Source organism: Micromonospora sp. I033 (assembly GCF_053890995.1).
Window position 1 is genome coordinate 1 of sequence record NZ_JBSSLX010000264.1, and the last position, 7,007, is coordinate 7,007.

At 67.6% G+C, this 7,007-nt stretch carries 7 protein-coding genes and 1 pseudogene; 4 read left to right on the forward strand and 4 right to left on the reverse strand.

Going from position 1 to position 7,007, the window contains the following annotated elements; all coding sequences use genetic code 11:
* Positions 1–522: 522 nt before the first annotated feature.
* On the forward strand, positions 523–717 hold the full coding sequence (locus ACW0Q9_RS27700; protein ID WP_456186237.1) for a helix-turn-helix domain-containing protein: 195 nt from the start codon (positions 523–525) through the stop codon (positions 715–717).
* A 187-nt stretch (positions 718–904) separates the two neighbouring features.
* On the opposite strand, the gene ACW0Q9_RS27705 is transcribed toward ACW0Q9_RS27700, so the two are convergent.
* Complete coding sequence (locus tag ACW0Q9_RS27705; protein WP_456186239.1) at positions 905–2,185, reverse strand: DUF4386 domain-containing protein; 1,281 nt, start codon at positions 2,183–2,185, stop codon at positions 905–907.
* Between the two features lie 67 nt (positions 2,186–2,252).
* On the opposite strand from ACW0Q9_RS27705, the gene ACW0Q9_RS27710 reads away from it, so the two are divergent.
* Positions 2,253–2,960 carry a TetR/AcrR family transcriptional regulator C-terminal domain-containing protein gene (locus ACW0Q9_RS27710; RefSeq protein WP_456186241.1) on the forward strand — a complete coding sequence of 236 codons (708 nt, stop codon included), beginning with the start codon at positions 2,253–2,255 and terminating at the stop codon, positions 2,958–2,960.
* 48 nt (positions 2,961–3,008) lie between these two features.
* Here the strand turns inward: ACW0Q9_RS27710 and ACW0Q9_RS27715 are convergent, their stop codons facing one another.
* Both ACW0Q9_RS27715 and ACW0Q9_RS27720 read right to left on the reverse strand, forming a co-directional pair.
* On the reverse strand, positions 3,009–3,209 hold the full coding sequence (locus ACW0Q9_RS27715) for a hypothetical protein (protein WP_456186243.1): 201 nt from the start codon (positions 3,207–3,209) through the stop codon (positions 3,009–3,011).
* Between the two features lie 45 nt (positions 3,210–3,254).
* Positions 3,255–3,735 (reverse strand): annotated as a pseudogene (locus tag ACW0Q9_RS27720) (transposase); the annotation flags it as partial.
* Positions 3,736–3,790: 55 nt separating this feature from the next.
* Here ACW0Q9_RS27720 and ACW0Q9_RS27725 point away from each other — a divergent pair.
* The gene (locus ACW0Q9_RS27725; protein WP_456186244.1) at positions 3,791–3,919 is read left to right on the forward strand and encodes an FAD-dependent monooxygenase; all 129 of its coding nucleotides are present in this window, start codon (positions 3,791–3,793) and stop codon (positions 3,917–3,919) included.
* On the opposite strand, the gene ACW0Q9_RS27730 is transcribed toward ACW0Q9_RS27725, so the two are convergent.
* Entirely contained in the window at positions 3,912–6,317 is a 2,406-nt protein-coding gene (locus tag ACW0Q9_RS27730) for a low temperature requirement protein A (protein ID WP_456186246.1), read from the reverse strand. The genes ACW0Q9_RS27725 and ACW0Q9_RS27730 overlap by 8 nt on opposite strands.
* Before the next feature lie 214 nt (positions 6,318–6,531).
* Between ACW0Q9_RS27730 and ACW0Q9_RS27735 the strand changes: the two genes are divergently transcribed.
* Complete coding sequence (locus ACW0Q9_RS27735) at positions 6,532–6,993, forward strand: hypothetical protein (protein ID WP_456186247.1); 462 nt, start codon at positions 6,532–6,534, stop codon at positions 6,991–6,993.
* Positions 6,994–7,007: the final 14 nt, after the last annotated feature.

The following is a 7,007-nucleotide window of genomic DNA, read 5'->3' on the forward strand; positions in this document are numbered from 1 at the left end:
CACCGGCTTGGCGTTGTCGGTGATGAGGAACTGCGAACGATTCCGTGGAAGAACCAGTCAGCAGCATCCCCGGCGCGAAGACCCCCACGCCCGACGCCACAGCCGACCATCCACTGACCCGGCGGCCCAACTACTTCACCTCGGCGTTGCCTACCTGCACGTTGCCCCAGACTGCCGCATTACGGTCAGCTGCGCGGGCGAAACGTCCGTATAGGGCAGGCGACGAACAGCAAAACCACCCCCAGCAGCGGGATCGCGCGGACGCGGAGAAGCCACGGCCGGATGCTCCATCTCCAGCAGTCGATGTAGAAGAAGATGAGCGTGTGATCGCGATCGTGATCGTCCCGGTCACCGCTGTGCCGAAGGCGAAGGCAAGCGCCGCCGAACTGCGGAAGGCGAACACCAACGTGAGCCCCGAAGCTTTCAGCGGCCAGTTGATCGCGCCTACATGTCGAACAAGCGAGCCAGCCGGCTATCAGGGCTTGGGGGTTCGCGCCTGCCTCACGGACAGCGATGCACGCCGTGCCAACGCTGACCTTCCAGTGCACCTCGCCTCAGGTCGTACGGCTGGCCGCGACAGGAGCCACCAACCGCGACATCGCCGCGCATCTCCTGCTCAGCCCGCGCACCATCGGGCAGCACCTGTACACGGCATTTCCGAAGCTGGGCATCTCGTCCCGGACAGAACTGGCCCGGCTGGATCTCGATCGGTTATAAGCTCCGACCGCTACCCAGTCGACTGTCCTCAGATCCCGATAGATCTCCTCCCGCCTTCACTGCGCTACCGATCAGCATGACGTCGGCTTCGGTCACGAACTCGATCGGGCGCTGCCCGGTCACCTCGGCGCCGATTACTCTCCCTGAACCGGCTCCTGGCCCAGCCGACTGGGCGGGGTGGCCGGTCTCAAGCGAGCTGCGGCTGGCGGGTGCCCTCCCTGGCAAGGTCGGACCGGAGCTGGCGGCGCGAGCGCGCGGCGAACACGAGCAGCCACACCATGAGGACGACCTCGCCGACGAACGTGACTGCGGCGAGCTGGATCGCGTACGTGGTCGAGACCAGCGCTCCGATCGAGTCGGTGAGGTAGCCCGCGCCGGCGATTGCTACGAGCACCGCCACCCAGGTTGGCACAGTGCGAGACGGCCATGCCAGCCACCCGATCATCAGCAGGTGGACGCCGAACAGGATCAGACCCAGGCTCCAGATCTCCTCGAATTCGGTGATCTGCGCGTACACGCTGGGGCTGATCTGGTCGGTCGCCGCGCCGTCACCCAGGAGACCAGCGGCGGCGATCAGGTGCGTGATCGCAACGGCGAAGACGACCGCGTACACGGTGCGGCACCAGGCGGAAAGCAGTGCGACGGTGCGGTGGGTGTCGTCGAAGAACGCCCGCAGCGCCCAGGCGACCAGCACGTCGAGGCAGGCCACCGCGAACAGAGCGACGACGGCAAGGGCGAATGCCCGTTGATTCGACAGCAGCTGGGTGGTGGTCTCGGCGGCGTCGGTGGAGACCAGCCGGTCCACAACGCCGAAGTTGGCGAGCCCAGCGAGAACCGCCATCAGCAGCAGGCCGAGCCCGGCGGCCAGCGCCGCACGGCTTACCCGGAAGCCGCCTTCCACGGGCGCCGCTGCGCTCGACGGCCCGCCGGAAGCGGCACCGGGCTGCGCAGCGGTGGACGGCGCGAAGCCGCGAGCGAGCAACAGCAGACCGAGGACGATCTCGAACAGGCCACCCGGGATCGCCAGCACGAGCCCGACCGCGGCCCCCATCAGCTCGGCGGCCGCGCCGGCCGCCAGCAGCGCGTATCCGACGGATCCCCAGATCGCCAGCCAGCTCGGCAGCCAGCGCTGCCGGTTCAGGGCCAGGCAGAACGGCAGGCTGCCGAGCCCCAGCGACAGCATGGCCAGCTGGTATGCGATGTCGGCGGCACCGGCGCCGACGGAGTCCAGCAGGACGACGCCGGCGGTGAGCAGGAACCCCTCCGCGGCGCGGGCGACAAGGTACGCCCAAGCGATCCCCGGTTGCGGTCGGCGCAGCGCCCGGAAGACCAGTACGCCGATGGCCGCCACCATGACGGAGTTGAGCACCACGAGCGCCGTCCCGGCGACCTGCCCGGCGAGAGCGGTGCCGATGCCGTAGGAGACGAACGCCAACAGGAAGAAGGCACCGGCGCATCTGCCGGTCACGCGGAGGGACATCTTCGCCTCACAGGCTTTCGTACTAAGTAAGAAGTACAAAGTACGATAGCCTGTGGTGGCGAGGCCGGTCAACGGAAGCCAGGAAGGCGGGAACCAGCGGGTGGGCGAGCCAGCGCGGCAGCTGAGCCGCGAGCGGGTGCTGCAGGCCGCGGTCGGTATCGCCGATGCGCACGGCCTGGGGGCGCTGACCATGCGGTCACTGGCCGCCGAGCTGAACGCCAAGCCGATGTCGCTGTACTACTACATTCGTAACAAGGACGAGCTCCTCGACGCCCTCGTCGACAGGGTTTTCGGGGAGATCGAACTGCCCGAGGTGGGCGGCGACTGGCGCGCCGAGGTGCGCCGGCGATGCCTCTCAGCCCGTGCGGTCCTCGCGCGGCATCCCTGGGCGCTGGCCCTGGTCGAAACCCGGACCAGTCCTGGGCCGGCCACCCTGCGCCATCACGACGCCATGCTGGGCGTGCTGCGGGCCGGGGGCTTCTCGCTACAGATGACGGCCCACGCGTACGCGATTGTCGACGCGTACGTCTACGGCTTCGTGCTGCAGGAGGCCTCGCTGCCGTTCGACAGTGGGGACTCCGCCAACGCCGTCGCGGATTCGATCATGGAAGGTTTCGCGGCGGGCGACTACCCGCATCTGGTCGAGTTCGCCACGCAGCACGTTCAGCAGCCTGGATACCACTTCGGCGGGCAGTTCGAATTCGGCCTCGATCTGATCCTCGACGCACTGGCGGTACGCGGCGATGCCACGCCTACGTCGTGAGTCCTGCTGTCAGACTCGTCGGCGAAGCTGAACTGGCCGAATTCGCTGTCAGTGGCAAGGCGCGTCGACGTAAGCAACGCTCCACAGCCCGACGGCCTCAAGCAAGGGCGGCAGGATCGAGATCGTGGTGATGGGCCCAGCCCGGGCAGCGACCCCGACGACGACACGGAGGAAGCAGCCGGCGAGCACGGCGATGAGGCTGGCTGGCCGCCCGGCCACTTCGAGGGCGACGAGAAGGGAATCGATCATGTCGGTTCCTCAGGGCAGGTGGACGAGGAGCGCGGGAAGGGGGTGCCGCGACCCGTCGGCACCGTAGACCTCGGCCAGGTGAGCCTGGATCTCTCCGGTGGTCAGGCCTTTGGCGGACAGGGAGATCACCATGTCATCCACCCCCGGACAACCGCCGCTGACGTTTCTTGACGATCTGCGGGCGAAGCTGCCATCGCGATCCCGGGCACGTCGATCTCGACCGGGCCGACGTCGGTCAGCACTGTTTTGCCCCGCACACCGTTGCGGGAGTTCCCGCCGTTGTTGCCCGCCGGGTCGCCCTTGTCATAGCCCAGGTGGTCGGTGATCTCGCCCTCGAGCGCCGACTCCAGGACCCGCCTCGTCAGCTGCTGCAGCAGCCGCCATCACCGGTCAGCTGCAACCCAGCCGCCCGGGCCTGCTCCACCAGCTGGGCAACCAGGTCTGCGTCGACACCGTCCGCCGGTTGTCCCCGCCCGTTCTTCGCCACCGCGGCAGTATCCACGGCGGTTATCGATCCTTCGGACATCAGGTGCTGCTCCTTGATCAGGAGTTGCACCGTTCGTCTTACAGTCCCGGTTCTGGTGGTCGGGGCGGGGTCAACCGGACTCGCTATGGCCGGGCAGTTGGCCGCCTTGGGTGTGCACATCCGGGTGGTAGATCGATCTCTCGACCGAGTTCACGAGTCCCGTGCTTCGCCTCGGGTTACCTGATGGGGTTGACGGGCCGTGCGTCGGCCAGGATGGTTGACGGTGGCGGCTCGTGTAGCCGCCGGCGTAGTTCGGCCGCGCGGTGGGAGTCGATCATAATGACGGCGGCGGTGGCGGCGGTCAGAATGGTCAGCGCCCACAGCGGGGGCAGTGGGCTGGTCGCTGGCGCGAGGATCGCCACCAGCAGCATTCCGGTGGCACGGACCCAGCGGATCTCATGCTGGATGCGCCACCAGAATGCCTGGTTGGCGAGAAGGTAGACGACCACTCCGGCGAAAAGGATGGCGTGCCCGAGCGGGTCGCGCGCCGGTCCTGACGGGTCGCTGACCACGTCGAGGGTCTTTCGGAGGCCGAAGGCGAGCAGCATCAGTCCGATGATCATGGGCAGGTGCAGGTAGGTGAAGGCGTCGCGGGCCAGCGCGGCTCGCTGGTTGCCGATCCGGTTGTACATGACGCGTTCCGCGACGATGGCGTCCGTGTCGAAGTACGCCCACCAGAGGGTGGCCAGGAGGGCCATGCTGGTGGCGACGGCGACGATCACGGACCAGGAGATCGGGCGGCCGAAGACGGCCACTCCTGCCGAGATGACCGACTCGCCCAGCGCGATGAGGATGATCAGGGAGTACCGGTCGGTCCAGTGCTTGGCCGAAGTCACCTGCCAGAACCGCCGCCCGACGAGGTAGCCCCCGGCGAGGTCGACGACGATGGCCGCCAACCAGAGGCCCGCCACGAGCCGGCTCAGCCCCTCGGGGGGATGTGGCCGCGTGGATGCCAGCGCGGCGAACACCAGCAGGACGAGCGCGGACACGGTCGGGACGCCCGCCCGCAGCAGGTGGGCGCGTGGTGTCCGGTCTCGACGAAGGACCAGGAGCGCCGTCAGGTGCAGCACGCGCAGCGCGATGTAGCAGGTCACGACGATCAGTGGTCCGGGCAGGCCGTCGGGTACAACGTCGAACGCCTGCGGGATGGCGATGCCGATCGTCAGGGTCAGCGCCACGACCAGAAGGACACTCAACCGCACGGGGATGGACTCGCCGTGAAGGACGTTCCCCACCTGGCTGTAGAGGGACCAGGCCACCCACAGCAAGGTGAGCACAGCCAAGGCCTGGACTACCCCGACTCCCGTGGGCTGCCGTGTCATCAACACCGTCACCTGGATGAACGTGTAGACGACCGCCAGATCGAGGAAGAGTTCCTTGGGTGTGACTCCGCTGCTGGCGGCCCGGATCGCCGCCTGCGCCGCCTGTCGGTGCAGCACGTGATGCCGCCGGCGGAAGACAGTGAGGTCGGCCAGGACCATACTGGTGAGGAGGGCGGCGAGCAGTCCTACCGCGCCCACCGGCGGCAGGCGGACCGCGATCGGCAGCAAGGCGGTCACCAGAACGATCCCCAGCAACGGGCTACGACCCAGCAAGTGAATGGTGCGGCGCTCGAGGGCCACCTGGCCGAGCAGGTAGGCGATGACGCCGCCATAAAGGACGAATGTGCCGAGCTGGTCCCAACGGTACGCGGTGGCGGGCTCGACTGAACTCAACGCGCGTTTGAGCCCCAGGGCGATGAGGACGAGACCGACGATCATCACGACGTGCAGGACGCTGTACGCGTCCCGGCCGAGTCGTGACCTGGTGGCTGCCGGCCGCTGCTCCAGCGCCTGCTCGGCGGCGAATCCGGCAATGTCGAAGTAGCGCCACCAGAGCACTGCCACCACGACGAGGCTCAGGGCGGAGCCCGCGATGACGGACCAGGTGACCGGTGGATTACCGATGAGACCGCGACTGGTGCCGATCGAGATGATCGTCTCGCCCAATGCGATGAGCATGACCAGCCGGTGCCGCTCAGCCCAGTGCGGCACGGATACGATCCGCCAGGTGCCCGTGCCGAGCGCCCGCACGCCGATGAAGTCGACGGCGGTGGCGACGAAGAACAGGGCCAGTTGGACGGAACCACCGTCGACCCCCGAGGGCAGGTAACGAGGCAGCAGCGCACCGGACAGGAGCAGGACCGCACCACCGAAGAAGGGCAACCATGCGCGTAGAACGAGCATTCGGGGCCTGTCCGAGGCGCTGTATGTCAAGATCAGTAGCGCGATGGACTGGGCCAGCAGGAAGGCGACGACGAAGATCAACGGCCCGAACAAGCCCCCCGGCCGATCGGTGAAGATCACCGGCGCGGCGATGCCGATCAACAGGATGGTCGCGGCCACCCCGAACATGAGCGGCCGCAGGAATCCCCGGTCCACCCGCACGACATTGCCGAGCACGGTGTATGAGCTCCAGCAACGCCAGATCAACAGAACCACCAGCACACCCTGGAGCAGGCCCTCGATGCGGAAGTTCTCCGCCATGAGGTCCGTCACGCTCAGGAACGCGTACACGAACACCAGGTCGAGGAACAGCTCCAACCGGGTCACCCCGACGCCCCCGGCGGATATCTGAATGCCCCCGAAGAATCGCGTAAGACCTTCGCCCCTCTGCAGCCTTGACGGGCTCCTGGTCACGTTCCCCACTCTGCCATTCGATCGCAGGCAGCGGCGCCGCCTCTGACGGGTTGCTCAAGGGCCGGCGGGAATGCCGTTACGGCCGTCACGTTGGTCGTTTTTGTTTTCGATGTACTCCTTGACCACCGTGAGTGGCGAGCCGCTGCATGGCATACACCGGCTCGCCGGCCCAGCTCAAGGCGTCGCCACCAGCGTGATCGGCGAGTCCGACCTGGTGCACCGCGACGAGATGTGGTTCCTGTACGCCTCCATAGAGGTGGCCGAGGCGACGCCGTACGAACCGGACGGCTTTTTCCGCGTGGACATGGGCATCGCCAACATCGCCTACAACTCCGACGGCACCCGCTACGCCGGCACCCGGCTCAACGGCTACCGCCGCCGCCAGATGCGGCTGCGGGCTCGGCTGCAACAGAAGGGCACCACGTCGGCCAAGCGGCTTCTGGCCCGACGTAACAAGAAGGAAGCGCGGCACGCCGCGCCGGCTTCTTGTTACGTCGGGCCAGAAGCCGCTTGGCCGACGGGGTGCCCTTCTGTTGCAGCCGAGCCCGCAGCCGCATCTGGCGGCGGCGGTCACCCGTGAGACGGCGGCCGGCG

Bases quoted from the DNA above. Each gene is read 5' to 3' on its own strand.
- ACW0Q9_RS27715 (WP_456186243.1), bottom strand. From the start codon at position 3,209: ATGATCGATTCCCTTCTCGTCGCCCTCGAAGTGGCCGGGCGGCCAGCC.